Origin of the sequence: Microbacterium immunditiarum, from assembly GCF_013409785.1 — a bacterium.
Taxonomy (GTDB): domain Bacteria; phylum Actinomycetota; class Actinomycetes; order Actinomycetales; family Microbacteriaceae; genus Microbacterium; species Microbacterium immunditiarum.
In genome coordinates this window covers 3,598,662-3,617,332 of record NZ_JACCBV010000001.1, presented here as the reverse complement: position 1 = coordinate 3,617,332, position 18,671 = coordinate 3,598,662, and the positions used below count along the sequence as shown (strand labels likewise).

The following is an 18,671-nucleotide window of genomic DNA, read 5'->3' as shown; positions in this document are numbered from 1 at the left end:
CGGAGGACGACCCGCATGACGATCACGCAGGAGCAGGCGACCTGGTTCGCGCAGACGTTCGGCCAGATCGCCGACAACGTGGAGCGCGCCGTGCTCGGCAAGCGCCACGTCGTCGAGCTCGTGCTCACCGCGATGCTCAGCGAGGGCCATGTCCTCCTCGAGGACGTGCCGGGGACGGGCAAGACCTCGCTCGCCCGCGCGATGGCGCAGTCGGTGCAGGGCACGAACACGCGCATCCAGTTCACGCCCGACCTGCTCCCCGGCGACATCACGGGGATCACCGTGTACGACCAGAAGTCCGGGGCGTTCGAGTTCCACGCCGGCCCGGTGTTCGCGAACATCGTGCTCGCCGACGAGATCAACCGCGCGAGTCCCAAGACGCAGGCGGCGCTGCTCGAGGTCATGGAGGAGGGGCGCGTCACGATCGACGGCGTCTCGCGTCAGGTGGGCGTGCCGTTCCTCGTGCTCGCGACGCAGAACCCCGTCGAGCAGGCCGGCACATACCGGCTCCCGGAGGCGCAGCTCGACCGTTTCATGATGCGCGCGTCGCTGGGCTACCCAGACCACGCGGCGACCGTCCGCATCCTCGACGGCGCGGCCGTCGCGACCGCCGAGCTGGAGCCCATCATCACGCCGCAGGCGCTCGTCGGCATGGCCGACCTCGCGCGCGACGTGTACATCGACGCACTCGTGCTGGACTACATCGCGCGACTCGTCGACGCGTCGCGCTCGGCCGACGAGGTGCGGCTGGGTGTGAGCATCCGCGGCGCCCTCTCCCTCACGCGTGCGACGCGCACGCGCGCGGCGTCGCAGGGGCGCACGTACGCGACCCCCGACGACGTGAAGGCGCTCGCCGTGCCCGTGCTGTCGCACCGGCTGATCCTGCACCCCGAGGCCGAGTTCGACGGCGTGACGCAGGAGGCCGTCGTCGGCCAGGTGCTCCTCGATGTGACACCGCCCAGCCGCAGAGAGGCCGTATGACGCTGACCGACCCGCGGCAGACCCGGCTCTCACTCGAGACCGACGCGTCCGACCGCACGACCCAGGTGACCTCGACCACGCGTCGAGGCGGCCGGATCGTGCGCGCCGTCGTGCGGGTCACCGAGGGGCTGCGGGTCGCCGGCACGGCCGCCGCGAGCGGGTGGGCGTGGGCGGCGCACACCGTGCGCCCGGCCGGTGCGCTCGTCCTCGCCGCCGCGACGGCGGGGCTCGTGCTCGGGCTCGTGTTCGGCTGGGTGGAGTGGATCGTGGCCGGTGCGGTCGCGGTCGTGCTTCTCCTCATGACGGTGCCGTTCCTGTTCGGGACGCGGCTCTACGAGGTCGACCTGCAGCTCGCGCGCGAGCGGATCGTCGCGGGGGAGGGAGTCGTGGGCGAGGTCGTCGTGCGCAATGCGGGCACGCGCCTCGCGCTTCCCGGCCGCATCGACATCCCGGTCGGCAACGGCCTCGTCGAGTTCGGCGTGCCGCTCCTGCGTCCGGGGCACACCGTGTCGCAGCCCCTCGACATTCCGAGCCTGCGCCGCGGCGTGTACGACGTCGGCCCGGCGACGACCGTCCGCAGCGACCCGCTCGGCCTCCTGCGCCGCGAGCACGCGTTCGAGGACGTGCACGTGCTGTACGTGCATCCGCGCACCGTGAGCATCCCGTCCACGAGCACGGGGCTCGTGCGCGATCTCGAAGGAAGCCCGACGCGACGGCTCGTCGACGCGGACATGTCGTTCCACGCGATCCGCGAGTACGCGCCGGGCGACGCGCGCCGCCAGATCCACTGGAAGTCGACGGCGAAGACGGGCCAGCTCATGGTGCGCCAGTACGAGGAGTCGCGCCGTTCGCGCATGGCGGTCGTCCTCGCGTCGTCGATCGGCGAGTTCGCGGACGAGGACGAGTACGAGCTCGCCGTGAGCTGCGCGGCGTCGCTGGGCCTGCGCGCGGTGCACGACGTGCGCGAGGTGGAGGTCGTCGTCGGCACCGAGATCCCGCGCGTCGTGCGGGGACGCCTCCGCGCGATCCGCCGCCTCCCGGCGACGTCGACGCGCACGCTCCTGGACGCGTTCAGCGGCGTCGAGATGATCGAGAGCACGATGCCCGTCGCCGAGGTGGGTCGCCTCGCGGCGGAGTCGAGCGACCACCTCTCGATCGCGTTCGTCGTCGTCGGCTCGACCGTGCCCCTCACGCGGCTGCGGCAGGCGGCGCTCGGGTTCGGGGCCGAGACGACTGTGGTCGCCGTCATCTGCGACGAGCAGGCCCATCCCCGTACGCGCACGCTTCCGGGCCTCACCGTGCTGACCGTCGGCACGCTCGACGACCTCACCGGGCTCCTGCTTCAGGGGGCGACGTCATGACCGAGCGGATCGCCGCGCGAATCGGCGCCGGGGCGTCGCGACGACGCCGACCCAACCGGCGGCTGTTCTCGGCGCGCGTCGTCGCGGGGTCGCTCTTCACCACTGCGGCCGCGACGCTCGCGGCGTTCGCGGCGTGGCCGATCTACCAGTCGTCGTCCTTCGTCCTGCTCGTGCTCGTCTCGATCGTGGTCGCCGCCGCGATCGCGGTGGTCTCGTGGGTGCGCCGGTGGAGCGGATGGGCGACCGCCGGCGCGGTCGCCGTCGCCATCCTCGTGCTGGGCGTCCCGCTCGCCGTGCCGTCCCGGCTGGGCGCACCTCTCGAGGTCGCGCGGGGGCTCGCCGAGCTCGCGAGCGGAGTGGTGCTCGGTTGGAAGGACCTCGTGACGGTCGACCTCCCCGTGGGGTCGTACCGCAACCTGCTCGTCCCCGCCCTGATCGTGTTCCTCGTGGGGACATGCGCGACGCTGCTGCTGTCGTGGCGCGACTCACGCGTCGCGTACGCCGCCGTGCCGGTGGGCCTGGGCATGCTGGGGTTCGGTCTCTTCTTCGGGCGGACGTCGGTGAGCGAACCGCTCGTGCTCGGCGCGGTGCGGCTGCAGGCGCCCGTCGAGACGGCGCTCGGCATCGCCGGCCTCCTCGCTTGCCTCGTATGGCTCGCGTGGCGCACGGGCGACGAGCGCATCCGGGCGCTGCGCCGCGCCGCCGCGTCGAGCGGCGTGCGCATTCCGCGCAAGCCGTCGGCCGCCGACCGCCGCCGTCTCGCGCTCGGGGCGGGCATGGTCGCGGTGGCGGTCGTCGGAGTGACAGCCGTCGTTCCGGCCGTCGCGGCGGATGCCCCGCGCGAGGTGCTTCGATCGGCGGTCGGTCCCGACCTCGACCTCGCCGAGGCGGTCAGCCCGCTCGCCTCCTACCGGGCGCTGTTCGACCCGGATCGCGCCGACCAGGTGCTGTTCACCGTCGATTCCGACGGGCCTCTCCCTGAGCGGGTGCGCCTTGCGACGCTCGACGTGTACGACGGCGCCGCGTTCCGGACGGGCGCCGGGAGCCGGTCGGTGGACGCGGGTCGCTTCGTGCGCGTGCCGTCGGCGCTCGACGCGGGCGACGGGCAGCCGTTCGAGGTGGTCATCACGATCGACGGGCTCGACGACATCTGGATGCCGACGATCGGGCAGGTCGAGCGCGCGACGTTCACCGGCGAGCGTACGGCGGCGCTCGAGGACGGCTTCTACTACAACTCCACGGGCGCGGCCGGGGTCCAGACCGCGGGCGGCGGACTTCGCACCGGCGACCGGTACGTCCTGAGCGTCGTCGAGCCCGAACCCGTCGATCTCTCGTCGATCGCCGCGCCCGGCGGATCGCGGTCCCGCGTCGAGCCGCCCGAGACTCTCCGCGAGTGGGTCGATACGCACCGGCAGGGCTCCGGGGGCGCCGCGCTCGCGGGCCTGGCCGGGCTCCTGCGCGACCGGGGCTTCCTCAGCCACGCGCTCGCCGTCGACGAGGGGAACCCGCCGACGTGGATGCTCGAGCTCGGGGACTACACGTTCCAGGCGAGCGCGTCCGGTCACTCGCTGGCGCGGATCGACTCGCTCTTCCGGCGCCTGCTCGAGCGCGAGGCGGACGAGCGCGCGGTGGCTCCCGAGGACTTCGTCGCGGCCGTCGGCGACGACGAGCAGTTCGCGGTCGCGATCGCCCTCATCGCGCAGGAGCTCGGCTTCCCCGCGCGCGTCGTCGTCGGCGCGTATCTGTCGGCCGCCGACCCCGATCTGCGCACGTGCGACGGCGGCGTGTGCCGTGCGCGCGATCTGTCGGCGTGGGTCGAGGTGCAGTCCGCCGAGGGGGAGTGGGTGCCGGTCGCGGCCACTCCGCAGCACGAATATTCGCCGAGCCTCGAGTTCACGCGCCAGCGCGACCCCGAGTTGCCGACCGAGGTGCGGCCCGACTCGGTCGAGGAGGTCGTGCCGCCCGAGCCGTTCCAGGAGGACGAGGCCGCGCCGCCCGGCGAGGGCGCCGACGCCGGGATCGACCTGGCGTGGCTGTGGCCGACGTTGCGCATCGCGGGCCTCATCCTCGCGGGACTCGCTCTCATCGCAGGCCCGTTCGTCGTGGTCGCTGCGGCGAAGGCGTCGCGTCGCCGCGGCCGCCGCATGCGCGGCGACGCGGCCGCTCGCTTCGCGGCCGGATGGGACGAATACACGGATGCCGCCGTCGACGCCGGCCGCACCGCGCCGCCCTCCGCGACTCGCGTCGAGCTCGCCGAGGCATTCGCGACACCGCGCGGGTCCGAGCTCGCGGTCGGCGCCGATCGCGCGGTCTTCTCGGGGTCGTCGCTGCGCGACGAGGACGCCGCGGCGTTCTGGAGCGTCGTCGACGAGGAGCGGCGCTCATTCACCGAGGGTGAGACCGTGTGGCGGCGGCTCGCCGCGACCGTATCGTTGAAGTCGTTCGTCAGACAGGCGACCCCCGTGCACGGGCGTCGTCCGCACACCGTCGAGAGGGGGACGCGCCGGCCGCTGGCCGTGCGCACCACGCCATGACCGACACCGCAGGCCTCGCCTTCGCACTGGGAACCGTCGCGGTCGCCCTGGCCATCGCCCTGTACGTCTGGACCGCGATCGCGCTCGCCGCCGTCTTCCGGAAGTCGGAGGAGGAGCCGTGGAAGGCGTGGGTGCCCGTCTTGAACGGCATGACGCTGCTGTGGCTGGGCGGGCTCTCGGGGTGGCTCTTCCTCGTGGTGTTCGTGCCGATCGTGGGCACGCTCGCGGCCTGGGTCCTCATCGTGATCGCGTGCCACCGCGTGAACGTCGCGTTCGGTAAGGGCCCCGGCATGACGGTGCTCGCGGCGCTGCTCTTCCCGGTGTGGGCCACCGTGCTCGGGTTCGGACCGGACCGGTGGGTCGCCCGTCGGCCGCTCGACGACACGCGAAGCCTGTCTCCGGTGTTCCCCGGCGGTGCGGCCACCGGATCGGGCGGCGCCGTACGGCCCACAGGTCCGACCCGCAACACGTACGCGGCGCCGGGGCCGCGCCGCTCGGGTTCGCACGATCCGGTCGCCGAATCGTCCGCGCCGGGCTGGGTGCGCCCCGCGCCACCGCTCCCGCCGACCGTCGTCGACCCCGAGATCGCGGGCTCTCGCCCGTCGGCGACCCGTTCGCAGAACCCGATCCCGCCCGTGCCTCGGGCGTCCGCGGCCGAGGCCGCCCAGGTGCACGGCCCGTGGGAGCCCGCCTCCGCGACGCCCGCGGCGCAGGCCGGTCCCTCCTCGCCCGCCGGACCTCCGCCCGCGGCGCCGGCGCCCGCCGCACCGAGCGCGAGCGACGGCGGAGCATCGGACGGCGCTGCGTCCGTCGATGGCGCGCAGCCGCGCTCCGCGGTGTCGCGTCCTGCGAGCGAGTCCGATTCGGGTCACCACGCGCCCGACTCCGAGCAGCGCCCGGCTCGCACGGACCCGGTCGAGGCGGGCGCGGGCCTGCGCCGCTCCTCCGCGCGGTCGGCCCCGCTGCCCGGATCCGACGAGGATCTGTGGGCGATGTTCGACTACGAGCCGTCGCTCGGCGCGACCGGCGAGGTCACGGGCGGCGTCTCCGGCGCACCCGGACCCATCTCCGCGATCCCCGGCGTCAGCGCCGCGTCTCCGGCGCCTCCCCCCGCCGCGCCGCCGGTCACGCGCGTGCCGTCGGCGCCCCAGGTGCCGACGCGCGATCCGTGGGCGCCGTCCGACGGCGATGCGTTGGGCACTTCGGGCGAGGTCTCCGCGATCGCGGGCGCTCCGGACGCCGGCGCCCCGCGCGCCGCGCGATCGTCGGTGTCGGCGCAGCACCCGGAGGCCGAGATCCCCGAGGAGCCGCTCGAAGAGACGATCGTCGCCCGCCGTCGCCGCACGACGTGGACGCTGCAGATGCCGGCCGGGCGCTCGGTGCCGCTGACCTCCGACGTCGTCGTCCTGGGTCGGCGCCCTTCGAGCGATCCGCAGTTCCCTGACGCGCAGCTCGTGCCGATCGACGAGCCGACGGTCTCCAAGACCCACGCGCGGCTCGAGCTGCGCGACGAGGACTGGATCATCACCGACCTCGACTCGACGAACGGCGTCGTGCTCGTGACCGACGCCGGCGCGGAGATCGACGTCGTGCCCGGCGTCGAGTCGATCGCGGGAACGCGCATCCTGCTCGGCGATGCCGACCTGAGGCTCGTCCGGGCCGACTTGTGATCGCGTCGACCGGAGGAGAGCTCACGGGGGCAGGCCCGGCCGGGGGAGATCCGGTGGGCCGCAACGACCACGACGACTTCGTCGACGAGACGGTCGCCGTCAGCAGGAGCCGGCCCGGGCCCCGAAGGCGCAGGTCCCCCGAGGACACGGCGCTCGACGTGCCGTCCGAGCATGAGGAGCCGACCGAGGGGTCGACGGTGGTCGCGCATCGCGAGTCGCGGCGGCGGGCCCGCGGGGAGTCCGTGCACGAGCCGGTTCCGGTCCCCAAAGTGGCGGGCCGAGATGCGCGGATGCCCCACCCCGGCCCCGGCGACGTCTATCCCGTTCGTGCGGCGGCCCCCGTCGTCGCGCCGCGCCAAGCCCCCGCCGAGCGCCCGCCGCAGTCGCCCGCCGACACCGCCGTCGCCGAGGCGAGGCTGCGGTCGCGCGCACGGCACCGCGTCATCGCGGTGGTGGCCGCGGCATCCGTGACCGCCCTCGCGGCGGCCGCCGTGATCATCGCCCTCGTCGTCGCCGGCTGACCCCCGCACGCACCGCGTCGCCGCGGCGGGCCGCGCGTTTGCCGCCCCCGTGAATCCGGCGTATCATAGATCGGGTGTGCGCTCACGCGCGCCGTCCGCCGTGCCCCGGCACGGGACGACCGTGTGACGACATCTCAGGGAACGGTCTGCGAACAGGCCACCCCCACGGCATATCCACCAACGAACGCTTCGCCAGGCTCTGGCGTGCCGGTGGATCCACGTGAGACCCGCAGGATCCGTCCCGCGGGAGGAGAACACGACCGCTGTCACCGTGCAGCACAAACCAGAGAAGAGAGAACGTGCCAACCATTCAGCAGTTGGTTCGCAAGGGTCGCTCGCCGAAGGTCTCCAAGACCAAGGCCCCGGCCCTGAAGTCGAACCCGCAGCAGGCCGGCGTCTGCACCCGTGTGTACACGACCACGCCCAAGAAGCCGAACTCGGCCATGCGCAAGGTCGCCCGTGTCAAGCTGCGCAACGGCACCGAGGTCACGGCGTACATCCCCGGTGAGGGCCACAACCTGCAGGAGCACTCGCTGGTGCTCGTCCGCGGCGGTCGTGTGAAGGACCTCCCCGGTGTCCGCTACAAGATCGTCCGTGGCGCGCTCGACACGCAGGCCGTCAAGAACCGTAAGCAGGCTCGCAGCCGCTACGGCGCGAAGAAGGGTTGAGTTAGATGCCTCGCAAGGGACCCGCCCCGAAGCGCCCCGTCGTCAACGACCCGGTCTACGGCGCTCCGATCGTCAGCCAGCTGGTGAACAAGATCCTCGTCGACGGCAAGAAGTCGCTCGCCGAGTCGATCGTCTACGGCGCCCTCCGCGGCGTCGAGGCCAAGAACGGACAGGACGCTGTCGCCACGCTCAAGAAGGCGCTCGACAACGTGCGCCCCACCCTCGAGGTCAAGAGCCGCCGCGTCGGCGGTTCGACCTACCAGGTGCCGGTCGAGGTCAAGCCTCACCGCGCCAACACGCTCGCGCTGCGCTGGCTCGTGAGCTACGCGAAGGGTCGTCGTGAGAAGACGATGACCGAGCGTCTCCAGAACGAGATCCTGGACGCCTCGAACGGCCTCGGTGCCGCGGTCAAGCGCCGCGAGGACACCCACAAGATGGCCGAGTCCAACCGCGCCTTCGCGCACTACCGCTGGTAACAGCCTCCGTGATGCGGGGGCCGCGACCCGGCCCCCGCATCCACATGGACAGATAAGGAAAAGACCCCGTGGCACAAGAAGTGCTCACCGACCTCACCAAGGTCCGCAACATCGGCATCATGGCGCACATCGATGCCGGCAAGACGACGACGACCGAGCGCATCCTCTTCTACACGGGCGTCAACCACAAGATCGGCGAGACGCACGACGGCGCGGCCACGACCGACTGGATGGAGCAGGAGCAGGAGCGCGGCATCACGATCACGTCGGCCGCCGTCACCTGCTTCTGGGACAACCGCCAGATCAACATCATCGACACGCCCGGCCACGTCGACTTCACCGTCGAGGTGGAGCGCTCGCTTCGCGTGCTCGACGGCGCGGTCGCCGTCTTCGACGGCAAGGAGGGCGTCGAGCCCCAGTCCGAGACCGTCTGGCGTCAGGCCGACAAGTACGACGTGCCCCGCATCTGCTTCGTCAACAAGATGGACAAGCTGGGCGCCGACTTCTACTTCACGGTCGACACGATCGTCTCGCGCCTGAAGGCCAAGCCCCTCGTGCTGCAGCTGCCGATCGGCTCCGAGAGCGACTTCGTCGGCGTCGTCGACCTCGTCGAGATGCGTGCCCTGGTCTGGCCGGGCGACGCCAAGGGCGACGTCACGATGGGCGCCAAGTACGAGGTGCAGGAGATCCCCGCCGACCTCGCCGACAAGGCCGCCGAGTACCGCGAGAAGCTGCTCGAGACCGTCGCCGAGACCGACGACGCCCTGCTCGAGAAGTACTTCGGCGGTGAGGAGCTCACGATCGCCGAGATCAAGGGCGCGATCCGCAAGCTCACCGTCGCGGGCGAGCTCTACCCCGTGCTGTGCGGCTCGGCGTTCAAGAACCGCGGCGTGCAGCCGATGCTCGACGCGGTCGTGGACTACCTGCCGTCGCCGCTCGACGTGCCCGCCATCGAGGCGCACGACCCGAAGAACGAAGAGACGATCATCCAGCGTCACGCGGACCGCGACGAGCCGTTCGCGGCGCTCGCGTTCAAGGTCGTCACGCACCCGTTCTTCGGCCGTCTCACCTACATCCGCGTGTACTCGGGTCACCTCGACTCGGGTTCGCAGATCGTGAACTCGACCAAGGGCAAGAAGGAGCGCATCGGAAAGATCTTCCAGATGCACGCCAACAAGGAGAATCCGGTCGACTCGGTCACCGCCGGCCACATCTACGCCGTGATCGGCCTCAAGGACACCACGACGGGCGACACGCTGTCGGATGCCGGCCAGCAGGTCGTGCTCGAGTCGATGACGTTCGCCGAGCCCGTGCTCGAGGTCGCCATCGAGCCCAAGACCAAGGCCGACCAGGAGAAGCTGGGCCTCGCGATCCAGAAGCTCGCCGAGGAGGACCCGACGTTCCGCGTCGAGCAGAACCACGAGACCGGCCAGACGGTCATCAAGGGCATGGGCGAGCTGCACCTCGACATCATGGTCGACCGCATGAAGCGGGAGTTCAAGGTCGAGGCGAACGTGGGCAAGCCCCAGGTCGCGTACCGCGAGACGATCCGCAAGACCGTCGAGCGCCACGACTACACCCACAAGAAGCAGACGGGTGGCTCGGGTCAGTTCGCGAAGATCCAGTTCGCGCTGGAGCCCCTCGAGGTCACGGCCGACAAGACGTACGAGTTCGAGAACAAGGTCACGGGTGGCCGTATCCCGCGCGAGTACATCGAGCCGACCAACCAGGGCTTCCAGGACGCCATGGCAGTCGGCGTGCTCGCCGGCTACCCCATGGTGGGCGTCAAGGCGACGCTGATCGACGGCGCCTCGCACGACGTCGACTCGTCCGAGATGGCGTTCAAGATCGCCGGCTCCATGGGCTTCAAGGAAGCCGTCCGCAAGGCGAGCCCCGTGCTGCTCGAGCCGATCATGGCCGTCGAGGTGCGCACGCCCGAGGAGTACATGGGCGATGTCATCGGCGACCTGAACTCCCGTCGCGGCCAGATCCAGTCGATGGAGGACGTCACCGGCGTCAAGGTAGTGCGCGCGCTCGTGCCGCTGTCGGAGATGTTCGGCTACATCGGCGACCTGCGTTCGAAGACCTCGGGTCGCGCCGTCTACTCGATGGTGTTCGACAGCTACGCCGAGGTTCCGAAGAACGTCGCCGAAGAGATCGTCCAGAAGAACAAGGGCGAATGACCTCTGCGGATGCCTCGGCCTCCCGAGCTCGTCGAGGGCGGCCGGGGCATCCGAACCCCATAACTTCACAGAAACCCCTCTACTAAGCTAGAGAAATCCCCGTAGACGACCGGTCGCAAACCAGTGCCCGGAACCTCTACATGACCGTCCTGAGGAGGACCCAGTGGCTAAGGCCAAGTTCGAGCGGACCAAGCCGCACGTGAACATCGGAACGATCGGTCACGTCGACCACGGCAAGACGACGCTCACCGCGGCGATCTCGAAGGTGCTCGCCGACAAGTACCCGTCGAACGTCAACGTTCCGCGCGACTTCGCGTCGATCGACTCGGCTCCTGAGGAGCGTCAGCGCGGTATCACCATCAACATCTCGCACGTCGAGTACGAGACCCCGAAGCGTCACTACGCGCACGTCGACGCCCCGGGCCACGCGGACTACATCAAGAACATGATCACCGGTGCCGCCCAGATGGACGGCGCGATCCTCGTGGTCGCAGCCACCGACGGCCCGATGGCTCAGACCCGTGAGCACGTGCTGCTCGCCAAGCAGGTCGGCGTGCCCTACCTGCTCGTCGCGCTCAACAAGGCCGACATGGTCGACGACGAGGAGATCCTCGAGCTCGTCGAGCTGGAGGTCCGCGAGCTCCTGTCGTCGCAGGACTTCGACGGCGACAACGCCCCCGTCATCCGCGTCTCGGGCCTGAAGGCTCTCGAGGGCGACGAGAAGTGGGTCCAGTCGGTTCTCGAGCTCATGGAGGCCGTCGACGAGTCGATCCCCGACCCGGTGCGTGACCGCGACAAGCCGTTCCTCATGCCGATCGAGGACGTCTTCACCATCACCGGCCGTGGCACGGTCGTCACGGGCCGCGCCGAGCGCGGTACCCTCGCGATCAACTCCGAGGTCGAGATCGTGGGTCTGCGCCCGACGCAGAAGACGATCGTCACCGGTATCGAGATGTTCCACAAGCAGCTCGACGAGGCGTGGGCCGGCGAGAACTGTGGTCTGCTTCTGCGCGGCACCAAGCGTGACGACGTCGAGCGCGGCCAGGTCGTCGTCAAGCCCGGCTCGGTGACCCCGCACACGGAGTTCGAGGGCACGGCGTACATCCTCTCCAAGGAGGAGGGTGGCCGTCACAACCCGTTCTTCACGAACTACCGTCCGCAGTTCTACTTCCGCACCACCGACGTCACCGGCGTCATCACGCTGCCCGAGGGCACCGAGATGGTCATGCCCGGTGACACCACCGACATGAAGGTCGAGCTGATCCAGCCGATCGCCATGGAGGAGGGCCTCGGCTTCGCGATCCGCGAGGGCGGTCGCACCGTCGGCGCCGGTACGGTCACGAAGATCCTCAAGTGAGCTCGCGCCCGTAGGGCGCACCGAGACTCATCCACGAGAAGCCCCCGGGAGAGATCCCGGGGGCTTCTCGCGTCTGCCGGGAGAGACGGATGCCGCGGCATCCGTCACGCCCTTTCCGCGTCTCGCCTGCCGCGAGACAATGTCACCGTGCCGCCCCGCCGGGGCGCAGAAGGAGCCGACATGGGCATCGACGACCTCGTGAACCAGGGCAAGGAGTTCCTGGAGCAGAACAAGGAGAAGATCGACGACGTGATCAAGTCCGATCAGGCGGAGGACGTGAGCGACAAGGTCCTCGACGCCGCGGCGGATTTCGTCAAGAAGGTGGCGCCCGACAGCGTCGACCAGCACGTGGACGGCGTCCGCGACAACGTCGACAAGGCGATCGGCAACGAGTAGCCCTCCCGCATCCGCGAAGGCCCGGGGGAAGGGGTTCCTCCGGGCCTTTGGGCGCGGCGGCGAGGGCACTCGCCTGGGAAGGTGCCGAGCAACCGTGTCTGCGACACGCCCGGGTTTGCGACACGCCCGGGCGACCCGTAGACTATTGAGGTTCCACATTCCGGCGCGCTTTCGGCGTGCACAGGATCACTGCCAGGGCAGTGCATAGGCGGCGCGAACGCGCAGGGTCCTAGGCCGCGGGCAGCAGAACGAGAAACCGTCCTCGAAAAGGCTCGGGTGACCGGATCATCCGGTAAGCCCGGGCCGCACGTGTGCGTGCGGCGAGCGGCGGGCCGGATGCCTCGGCGCCGGCTTGACAGCAGAACAGTGGTGCGCAGCACCCGTCCATGCGGGTGAGAAGTGCCAGGCGCGCGAGCGCCACCGTGCGTCCAATGCCACAAGGGTAAGACGCGGAAAGAGAGTGAGCAGACAATGGCGGGACAGAAGATCCGCATTCGCCTGAAGTCGTACGACCACGCCGGTCTCGACTCGTCGGCGCGCAAGATCGTCGACACCGTGACCCGTGCGGGCGCGACCGTCGTGGGCCCCGTGCCCCTTCCGACCGAGAAGAACGTCGTGTGCGTCATCCGGTCGCCCCACAAGTACAAGGACAGCCGCGAGCACTTCGAGATGCGCACCCACAAGCGTCTGATCGACATCATCGACCCGACGCCCAAGGCCGTCGACTCGCTGATGCGCCTTGACCTGCCGGCCGACGTCAACATCGAGATCAAGCTCTGAGGACGACGACCATGGCACACATCAACGAAAAGGTTTCCAAGGGCCTGCTCGGCACGAAGCTGGGCATGACCCAGGTCTGGGACGCGAACGGCAAGCTCGTGCCCGTCACGGTCATCGAGATCGCGCCGAACGTGGTCACCCAGGTTCGCACGCCCGAGAAGGACGGCTACAACGCCGTCCAGATCGCCTACGGGCAGATCGACCCCCGCAAGGTCAACCAGCCGCTCACGGCCCACTTCGAAGCTGCCGGCGTGACGCCGCGCCGCCACCTCACCGAGATCCGCACGGCGGACGCTGCTGACTACTCACTCGGTCAGGAGCTCACGGTGGACGGCACGTTCGAGGCGGGTCAGCTGGTCGACGTCGTCGGCACCAGCAAGGGCAAGGGCACCGCGGGTGTCATGAAGCGCCACAACTTCAAGGGCGTCTCGGCCTCGCACGGTGCGCACCGCAACCACCGCAAGCCCGGTTCGATCGGCGCCTCGTCGACCCCGAGCCGCGTGTTCAAGGGCATGCGCATGGCCGGCCGCATGGGCGGCGAGCGCGTGACCGTCCTCAACCTCACGGTGCACGCCGTCGACGCCGAGAAGGGTCTGCTGCTCGTCAAGGGCGCCGTCCCCGGCGCGCGCGGTCGCATCGTCTACGTCCGCAACGCAGTGAAGGGTGCCTGATCTCATGGCTGACTCGACTCTCGCGCTCGGCGTCGTGAAGGCAGACGGCACGGCGGCTGGTTCGGTCCAGCTGCCCGCTGAGCTCTTCGACGTCAAGACGAACATCCCGCTCATCCACCAGGTCGTCGTCGCGCAGCTCGCCGCTGCCCGCCAGGGCACCCACTCGACCAAGCGTCGTGGTGAGGTCTCGGGCGCCGGCCGCAAGCCCTTCAAGCAGAAGGGCACGGGCAACGCCCGCCAGGGCTCGATCCGCGCGCCGCAGATGACCGGCGGTGGCATCGTCCACGGGCCCAAGCCGCGCGACTACGCGCAGCGCACGCCCAAGAAGATGATCGCCGCGGCCCTGCTCGGCGCGCTCAGCGACCGCGCTCGCGGCGAGCGTCTGCACATCGTCGACTCGTTCGGCATCGAGGGCGCGCCCTCGACGAAGGCCGCCGCGGCCGTGCTGTCGGGCCTCGGCGCGACCAAGAACGTCCTGGTCGTCATCGACCGTGACGACGAGCTCAGCACCCTGAGCGTGCGCAACCTCGCGTACGTCCACGTGCTGTCGTTCGACCAGCTCAACGCCTACGACGTGGTCGTCTCCGACGACATCGTCTTCACCAAGGCCGCCTTCGACGCCTTCGTCGCGGCGAAGACCGGCGCCACCGAGGAGGTCTCGGCATGACCGCCGTGAACAAGGACCCGCGCGACATCATCCTCAAGCCGGTCGTCTCCGAGAAGAGCTACGGGCTCATCGACGAGGGCAAGTACACGTTCCTCGTGGACCCGCGTGCCACGAAGACGGAGATCAAGCTCGCGATCGAGAAGATCTTCGGCGTCAAGGTGGCTGCGGTCAACACGATCAACCGCGTCGGCAAGGCCCGTCGCACCCGCTTCGGCGTGGGCAAGCGCAAGGACACCAAGCGCGCCATCGTCACGCTCAAGTCGGGCACCATCGACATCTTCACGGCAGTCGGCTGACGGTCGGGATAGAGGACTGAAGACACATGGCTATTCGCAAGTACAAGCCCACGACCCCCGGTCGCCGCGGCTCGTCGGTGGCGGACTTCGCTGAGATCACGCGATCGACCCCCGAGAAGTCGCTGCTTCGCCCGCTCTCGAAGACGGGCGGCCGCAACAACCAGGGCCGCATCACGACCCGTCACATCGGCGGCGGTCACAAGCGCCAGTACCGCGTGATCGACTTCCGTCGCAACGACAAGGACGGCATCAACGCCAAGGTCGCGCACATCGAGTACGACCCCAACCGCACCGCGCGCATCGCGCTGCTGCACTACTTCGACGGCGAGAAGCGCTACATCCTCGCGCCCGAGAAGCTGAAGCAGGGCGACATCGTCGAGTCCGGTCCGAGCGCCGACATCAAGCCGGGCAACAACCTGCCGCTGCGCAACATCCCGACCGGTACCGTCGTGCACGCGATCGAGCTCCGCCCCGGCGGCGGCGCCAAGCTCGCGCGCTCGGCCGGCGCCTCGGTGCGCCTCGTGGCGAAGGACGGCCCGTACGCCCAGCTTCGTCTGCCCTCGGGCGAGATCCGCAACGTCGACGCGCGCTGCCGCGCGACGATCGGCGAGGTCGGCAACGCCGAGCAGTCGAACATCAACTGGGGCAAGGCCGGCCGCAAGCGCTGGAAGGGCGTGCGCCCGACCGTCCGCGGTGTCGCGATGAACCCGGTCGACCACCCGCACGGTGGTGGTGAGGGCAAGACGTCCGGCGGACGTCACCCGGTCACTCCTTGGGGCCAGCCGGAGGGTCGCACCCGCCACGCCAACAAGGAAAGCGACAAGTACATCGTCCGCCGTCGCACCGCCGGCAAGAAGCGCAAGTAGGAGTAGAGGAAGATGCCTCGCAGCCTTAAGAAGGGCCCCTTCGTCGACGAGCACCTGCTTCGCAAGGTCGTCTCGCAGAACGAAGCCGGCACCAAGAACGTCATCAAGACCTGGTCCCGTCGCTCGATGATCGTCCCGGCCATGCTCGGCCACACGATCGCCGTGCACGACGGTCGCAAGCACATCCCCGTGTTCGTGACCGAGACCATGGTCGGCCACAAGCTGGGCGAGTTCGCGCCCACCCGCACCTTCCGCGGCCACGAGAAGGACGACAAGAAGGGCCGCCGCCGCTGACGCGGGGGCGCAAGAGGAGAGAGAAATGGTGGAGTCCATCGCACGCGTGCGACACATCCGCGTGACCCCTCAGAAGGCTCGTCGTGTCGTCGCTCTCATCAAGGGCAAGCAGGCCGAGGAGGCCCTCGCCATCCTGAAGTTCGCGCCGCAGGGCGCGAGCGAGCCGATCTACAAGCTCGTGGCGGCAGCGATCGCCAACGCGCGCGTGAAGGCCGACAAGGACGGCGAGTTCCTGGACGAGCAGGACCTGTACGTGAAGAACGCGTACGTCGACGAGGGCACGACGCTCAAGCGTTTCCAGCCCCGCGCGCAGGGTCGTGCGTTCCAGATCAAGAAGCGCACGAGCCACATCACCGTCGTGCTCTCGACCCCCGAGGTCGCTGAGACCGGTGCCGGCACCAAGACGAAGAAGGCGAGCAAGTAATGGGACAGAAAGTCAGCCCGTACGGCTTCCGCCTCGGCATCACCACGGACCACGTGTCGCGGTGGTTCTCGGACTCGACCAAGCCGGGCCAGCGCTACGCCGACTACGTCGCCGAGGACATCAAGATCCGCAAGCTCCTGCAGTCGAACCTCGACCGCGCGGGCGTCAGCCGCATCGAGATCGAGCGCACGCGTGATCGCGTCCGCGTCGACATCCACACGGCTCGCCCGGGCATCGTGATCGGCCGCCGCGGCGCCGAGGCCGAGCGCATCCGCGCCGACCTCGAGAAGCTCACCGGCAAGCAGATCCAGCTGAACATCCTCGAGGTCAAGAACCCCGAGGCCGACGCCCAGCTCGTCGCGCAGGGCATCGCCGAGCAGCTCTCGGCTCGTGTGGCGTTCCGCCGCGCGATGCGCAAGGGCCTGCAGGGCGCGCAGCGCGCCGGCGCCAAGGGCGTCCGCATCCAGGTCTCCGGCCGCCTCGGCGGCGCCGAGATGAGCCGCTCGGAGTTCTACCGCGAGGGTCGTGTGCCGCTGCACACGCTGCGCGCGAACATCGACTACGGGTTCTACGAGGCCAAGACCACCTTCGGCCGCATCGGCGTGAAGGTCTGGATCTACAAGGGCGACCTCACCAACAAGGAACTCGCGCGCGAGCAGGCGGCCCAGAAGCCGTCCCGCGAGCGTGGCGACCGTCCGCGTCGCGGCCCGCGCAGCGAGGCCCCCGTCGCAGAAGGAGCGTCGGCGTAATGCTCATCCCCCGCAAAGTCAAGCACCGCAAGCAGCACCACCCGAAGCGCACCGGTCAGGCGACCGGCGGTACGAAGGTGACCTTCGGTGAGTTCGGCATCCAGGCCCTTTCGCCCGCGTATGTGACGAACCGTCAGATCGAGTCCGCTCGTATCGCGATGACCCGTCACATCAAGCGTGGCGGCAAGGTGTGGATCAACATCTACCCCGACCGTCCGCTCACGAAGAAGCCCGCCGAGACCCGCATGGGTTCGGGTAAGGGCTCGCCGGAGTGGTGGGTCGCAAACGTCAAGCCGGGTCGCGTCCTCTTCGAGGTCGCGGGCGTCAACGAGCAGCTCGCTCGCGAGGCCCTGACCCGTGCCATCCACAAGCTGCCCCTGAAGGCACGCATCATCAAGCGCGAGGAGGGCGACGCGTAATGGCGATCGGCACCAAGACGCTCGCGACGAGCGAGCTCGACACGTTCGAAGACCAGCGCCTCGTCGAGGAGCTGCGCAAGGCCAAGGAAGAGCTGTTCAACCTGCGCTTCCAGTCGGCCACCGGCCAGCTCGAGAGCCACGGCCGCATCCGTGCGGTCAAGCGCGACATCGCGCGGATCTACACCGTCATCCGCGAGCGCGAGCTCGGCATCCGTGCCACGCCCGCGCCGCTCGAGACGGCGACGAAGGCCAAGAAGAGCAAGGCCAAGAAGGCGGACGCCGACAAGGCCGAGAAGGAAGAGGCTGAGTGATGGCCACCACGAAGAAGGCTGCGGCCGAGGTGCAGCACGCCGAGCACGACGTGCGTGACGCGGACGCTCGCGGCTACCGCAAGGCTCGTCGCGGCTACGTCGTCAGCGACAAGATGGACAAGACGATCGTCGTCGAGGTCGAGGACCGCGTGAAGCACCCCCTCTACGGCAAGGTCATCCGTCGCACGTCCAAGGTCAAGGCTCACGACGAGAACAACACCGCCGGCATCGGCGACCTCGTCCTCATCAACGAGACCCGCCCGCTGAGCGCCACCAAGCGCTGGCGTCTGGTGGAGATCCTGGAGAAGGCCAAGTGATCCAGAACGAATCGCGACTCAAGGTCGCCGACAACACGGGCGCCAAGGAGCTCCTCACCATCCGCGTGCTCGGCGGCTCCAACCGCCGCTACGCGGGCCTGGGCGACGTCATCGTCGCCACGGTCAAGGACGCCATCCCCGGCGGCAACGTCAAGAAGGGCGATGTCGTCAAGGCGGTCGTGGTGCGCACTGTCAAGCAGACCCGCCGTTCCGACGGCTCGTACATCAAGTTCGACGAGAACGCCGCCGTGATCCTGAAGAACGACGGGGAGCCCCGCGGTACCCGCATCTTCGGACCGGTCGGCCGTGAGCTTCGCGACAAGAAGTTCATGAAGATCGTCTCGCTCGCCCCGGAGGTGATCTGACCGCATGGCCAAGATCAAGAAGGGTGACCTCGTCCAGGTCATCACTGGCAAGAAGCAGGACAAGGGCGGCGACCGCGGCAAGCAGGGCAAGGTCCTCGAGATCCTTTCCGAGCAGAACCGCGTGATCGTCGAGGGCGTGAACTACGTCACCAAGCACAACCGCGTGGGCCAGTCCCAGCGCGGCACCAAGACGGGCGGCATCGAGACGATGGAAGCCCCGATCCACATCTCCAACGTCGCGCTCGTCGACCCCTCGACCAAGAAGCCGACCCGCGTCGGCCACCGCGTCGAGGAGCAGGTCAAGGACGGCGTGAAGCGCACCGTCCGCGTGCGCTACGCGAAGAAGTCAGGCAAGGACCTCTGAT

The 18,671-nt window shown here is 69.5% G+C and carries 23 protein-coding genes; all 23 read left to right on the top strand.

The features are described from left to right. Nucleotides 1-15: 15 nt before the first annotated feature. The 23 genes from BJ991_RS16865 (at nucleotide 16) to rplX (ending at nucleotide 18,670) form a co-directional block, all read left to right on the top strand. Nucleotides 16-981: an AAA family ATPase gene (locus BJ991_RS16865; protein WP_179491898.1), complete on the top strand. Its 966-nt coding sequence runs from the start codon at nucleotides 16-18 to the stop codon at nucleotides 979-981. After that, the gene (locus BJ991_RS16860; protein WP_179491896.1) at nucleotides 978-2,342 is read left to right on the top strand and encodes a DUF58 domain-containing protein; all 1,365 of its coding nucleotides are present in this window, start codon (nucleotides 978-980) and stop codon (nucleotides 2,340-2,342) included. The genes BJ991_RS16865 and BJ991_RS16860 overlap by 4 nt, the downstream gene beginning before the upstream one ends. Beyond that, nucleotides 2,339-4,876, top strand: a complete 2,538-nt coding sequence (locus tag BJ991_RS16855; protein WP_179491894.1) for a transglutaminaseTgpA domain-containing protein — start codon at nucleotides 2,339-2,341, stop codon at nucleotides 4,874-4,876. The genes BJ991_RS16860 and BJ991_RS16855 overlap by 4 nt, the downstream gene beginning before the upstream one ends. After that, nucleotides 4,873-6,546 (top strand): DUF5684 domain-containing protein, encoded by a 1,674-nt coding sequence (locus BJ991_RS16850; RefSeq protein ID WP_179491892.1) that lies wholly within the window; start codon nucleotides 4,873-4,875, stop codon nucleotides 6,544-6,546. The genes BJ991_RS16855 and BJ991_RS16850 overlap by 4 nt, the downstream gene beginning before the upstream one ends. A 53-nt stretch (nucleotides 6,547-6,599) precedes the next feature. Continuing rightward, on the top strand, nucleotides 6,600-7,067 hold the full coding sequence (locus tag BJ991_RS16845; protein ID WP_179491890.1) for a hypothetical protein: 468 nt from the start codon (nucleotides 6,600-6,602) through the stop codon (nucleotides 7,065-7,067). A gap of 299 nt (nucleotides 7,068-7,366) precedes the next feature. Beyond that, the gene (rpsL, locus tag BJ991_RS16840) at nucleotides 7,367-7,735 is read left to right on the top strand and encodes a 30S ribosomal protein S12 (RefSeq protein WP_013584051.1); all 369 of its coding nucleotides are present in this window, start codon (nucleotides 7,367-7,369) and stop codon (nucleotides 7,733-7,735) included. A 5-nt stretch (nucleotides 7,736-7,740) separates the two neighbouring features. Next, entirely contained in the window at nucleotides 7,741-8,211 is a 471-nt protein-coding gene (gene rpsG, locus BJ991_RS16835; protein WP_179491888.1) for a 30S ribosomal protein S7, read from the top strand. 68 nt (nucleotides 8,212-8,279) lie between these two features. Further along, entirely contained in the window at nucleotides 8,280-10,394 is a 2,115-nt protein-coding gene (gene fusA / locus BJ991_RS16830) for an elongation factor G (protein WP_179491886.1), read from the top strand. Between the two features lie 163 nt (nucleotides 10,395-10,557). Beyond that, on the top strand, nucleotides 10,558-11,751 hold the full coding sequence (gene tuf / locus BJ991_RS16825) for an elongation factor Tu (RefSeq protein WP_179491883.1): 1,194 nt from the start codon (nucleotides 10,558-10,560) through the stop codon (nucleotides 11,749-11,751). Between the two features lie 180 nt (nucleotides 11,752-11,931). Further along, on the top strand, nucleotides 11,932-12,147 hold the full coding sequence (locus BJ991_RS16820) for an Rv0909 family putative TA system antitoxin (protein ID WP_179491881.1): 216 nt from the start codon (nucleotides 11,932-11,934) through the stop codon (nucleotides 12,145-12,147). 471 nt (nucleotides 12,148-12,618) lie between these two features. Then, nucleotides 12,619-12,927, top strand: coding sequence for a 30S ribosomal protein S10 (gene rpsJ, locus BJ991_RS16815; RefSeq protein WP_013584016.1), 309 nt, complete (start codon nucleotides 12,619-12,621; stop codon nucleotides 12,925-12,927). An 11-nt stretch (nucleotides 12,928-12,938) separates the two neighbouring features. Then, the gene (gene rplC, locus BJ991_RS16810; protein WP_179491879.1) at nucleotides 12,939-13,598 is read left to right on the top strand and encodes a 50S ribosomal protein L3; all 660 of its coding nucleotides are present in this window, start codon (nucleotides 12,939-12,941) and stop codon (nucleotides 13,596-13,598) included. Nucleotides 13,599-13,602: 4 nt separating this feature from the next. Further along, a complete protein-coding gene (rplD, locus tag BJ991_RS16805; RefSeq protein ID WP_179491877.1) occupies nucleotides 13,603-14,265 on the top strand; it encodes a 50S ribosomal protein L4 in 663 nt (220 codons plus the stop codon). Then, nucleotides 14,262-14,561 carry a 50S ribosomal protein L23 gene (rplW, locus tag BJ991_RS16800; protein ID WP_179491875.1) on the top strand — a complete coding sequence of 100 codons (300 nt, stop codon included), beginning with the start codon at nucleotides 14,262-14,264 and terminating at the stop codon, nucleotides 14,559-14,561. The genes rplD and rplW overlap by 4 nt, the downstream gene beginning before the upstream one ends. 26 nt (nucleotides 14,562-14,587) lie before the next feature. Further along, nucleotides 14,588-15,427, top strand: coding sequence for a 50S ribosomal protein L2 (gene rplB, locus BJ991_RS16795; RefSeq protein ID WP_179491873.1), 840 nt, complete (start codon nucleotides 14,588-14,590; stop codon nucleotides 15,425-15,427). Between the two features lie 12 nt (nucleotides 15,428-15,439). Next, nucleotides 15,440-15,721: a 30S ribosomal protein S19 gene (gene rpsS, locus BJ991_RS16790; RefSeq protein ID WP_124291708.1), complete on the top strand. Its 282-nt coding sequence runs from the start codon at nucleotides 15,440-15,442 to the stop codon at nucleotides 15,719-15,721. A 25-nt stretch (nucleotides 15,722-15,746) separates the two neighbouring features. Then, a complete protein-coding gene (gene rplV / locus BJ991_RS16785; protein WP_179491871.1) occupies nucleotides 15,747-16,145 on the top strand; it encodes a 50S ribosomal protein L22 in 399 nt (132 codons plus the stop codon). Continuing rightward, entirely contained in the window at nucleotides 16,145-16,894 is a 750-nt protein-coding gene (rpsC, locus tag BJ991_RS16780) for a 30S ribosomal protein S3 (RefSeq protein WP_179491869.1), read from the top strand. The genes rplV and rpsC overlap by 1 nt, the downstream gene beginning before the upstream one ends. Further along, nucleotides 16,894-17,313, top strand: coding sequence for a 50S ribosomal protein L16 (gene rplP / locus BJ991_RS16775; RefSeq protein WP_179491867.1), 420 nt, complete (start codon nucleotides 16,894-16,896; stop codon nucleotides 17,311-17,313). Before rpsC ends, rplP begins: the two co-directional genes overlap by 1 nt. Next, complete coding sequence (gene rpmC / locus BJ991_RS16770) at nucleotides 17,313-17,624, top strand: 50S ribosomal protein L29 (protein WP_179491865.1); 312 nt, start codon at nucleotides 17,313-17,315, stop codon at nucleotides 17,622-17,624. The genes rplP and rpmC overlap by 1 nt, the downstream gene beginning before the upstream one ends. Beyond that, on the top strand, nucleotides 17,624-17,941 hold the full coding sequence (gene rpsQ / locus BJ991_RS16765; RefSeq protein WP_179491863.1) for a 30S ribosomal protein S17: 318 nt from the start codon (nucleotides 17,624-17,626) through the stop codon (nucleotides 17,939-17,941). The genes rpmC and rpsQ overlap by 1 nt, the downstream gene beginning before the upstream one ends. Then, nucleotides 17,938-18,306: a 50S ribosomal protein L14 gene (rplN, locus tag BJ991_RS16760; RefSeq protein WP_141881982.1), complete on the top strand. Its 369-nt coding sequence runs from the start codon at nucleotides 17,938-17,940 to the stop codon at nucleotides 18,304-18,306. The genes rpsQ and rplN overlap by 4 nt, the downstream gene beginning before the upstream one ends. A 4-nt stretch (nucleotides 18,307-18,310) precedes the next feature. Next, nucleotides 18,311-18,670 (top strand): 50S ribosomal protein L24, encoded by a 360-nt coding sequence (gene rplX / locus BJ991_RS16755; protein WP_179491862.1) that lies wholly within the window; start codon nucleotides 18,311-18,313, stop codon nucleotides 18,668-18,670. Nucleotide 18,671 lies beyond the last annotated feature (1 nt).

Coding starts and splice junctions, on each gene's coding strand:
- rplC (WP_179491879.1), top strand. CDS start 12,939: ATGGCACACATCAACGAAAAGGTTTCCAAGGGCCTGCTCGGCACGAAG.
- rplX (WP_179491862.1), top strand. CDS start 18,311: ATGGCCAAGATCAAGAAGGGTGACCTCGTCCAGGTCATCACTGGCAAG.
- rpsC (WP_179491869.1), top strand. CDS start 16,145: ATGGGACAGAAAGTCAGCCCGTACGGCTTCCGCCTCGGCATCACCACG.
- rplP (WP_179491867.1), top strand. CDS start 16,894: ATGCTCATCCCCCGCAAAGTCAAGCACCGCAAGCAGCACCACCCGAAG.
- rplW (WP_179491875.1), top strand. CDS start 14,262: ATGACCGCCGTGAACAAGGACCCGCGCGACATCATCCTCAAGCCGGTC.
- BJ991_RS16865 (WP_179491898.1), top strand. CDS start 16: ATGACGATCACGCAGGAGCAGGCGACCTGGTTCGCGCAGACGTTCGGC.
- rplD (WP_179491877.1), top strand. CDS start 13,603: ATGGCTGACTCGACTCTCGCGCTCGGCGTCGTGAAGGCAGACGGCACG.
- rpmC (WP_179491865.1), top strand. CDS start 17,313: ATGGCGATCGGCACCAAGACGCTCGCGACGAGCGAGCTCGACACGTTC.
- rplV (WP_179491871.1), top strand. CDS start 15,747: ATGGTGGAGTCCATCGCACGCGTGCGACACATCCGCGTGACCCCTCAG.
- rpsS (WP_124291708.1), top strand. CDS start 15,440: ATGCCTCGCAGCCTTAAGAAGGGCCCCTTCGTCGACGAGCACCTGCTT.
- BJ991_RS16855 (WP_179491894.1), top strand. CDS start 2,339: ATGACCGAGCGGATCGCCGCGCGAATCGGCGCCGGGGCGTCGCGACGA.
- BJ991_RS16850 (WP_179491892.1), top strand. CDS start 4,873: ATGACCGACACCGCAGGCCTCGCCTTCGCACTGGGAACCGTCGCGGTC.
- BJ991_RS16820 (WP_179491881.1), top strand. CDS start 11,932: ATGGGCATCGACGACCTCGTGAACCAGGGCAAGGAGTTCCTGGAGCAG.
- rpsG (WP_179491888.1), top strand. CDS start 7,741: ATGCCTCGCAAGGGACCCGCCCCGAAGCGCCCCGTCGTCAACGACCCG.
- rpsJ (WP_013584016.1), top strand. CDS start 12,619: ATGGCGGGACAGAAGATCCGCATTCGCCTGAAGTCGTACGACCACGCC.
- BJ991_RS16860 (WP_179491896.1), top strand. CDS start 978: ATGACGCTGACCGACCCGCGGCAGACCCGGCTCTCACTCGAGACCGAC.
- rplB (WP_179491873.1), top strand. CDS start 14,588: ATGGCTATTCGCAAGTACAAGCCCACGACCCCCGGTCGCCGCGGCTCG.
- rpsQ (WP_179491863.1), top strand. CDS start 17,624: ATGGCCACCACGAAGAAGGCTGCGGCCGAGGTGCAGCACGCCGAGCAC.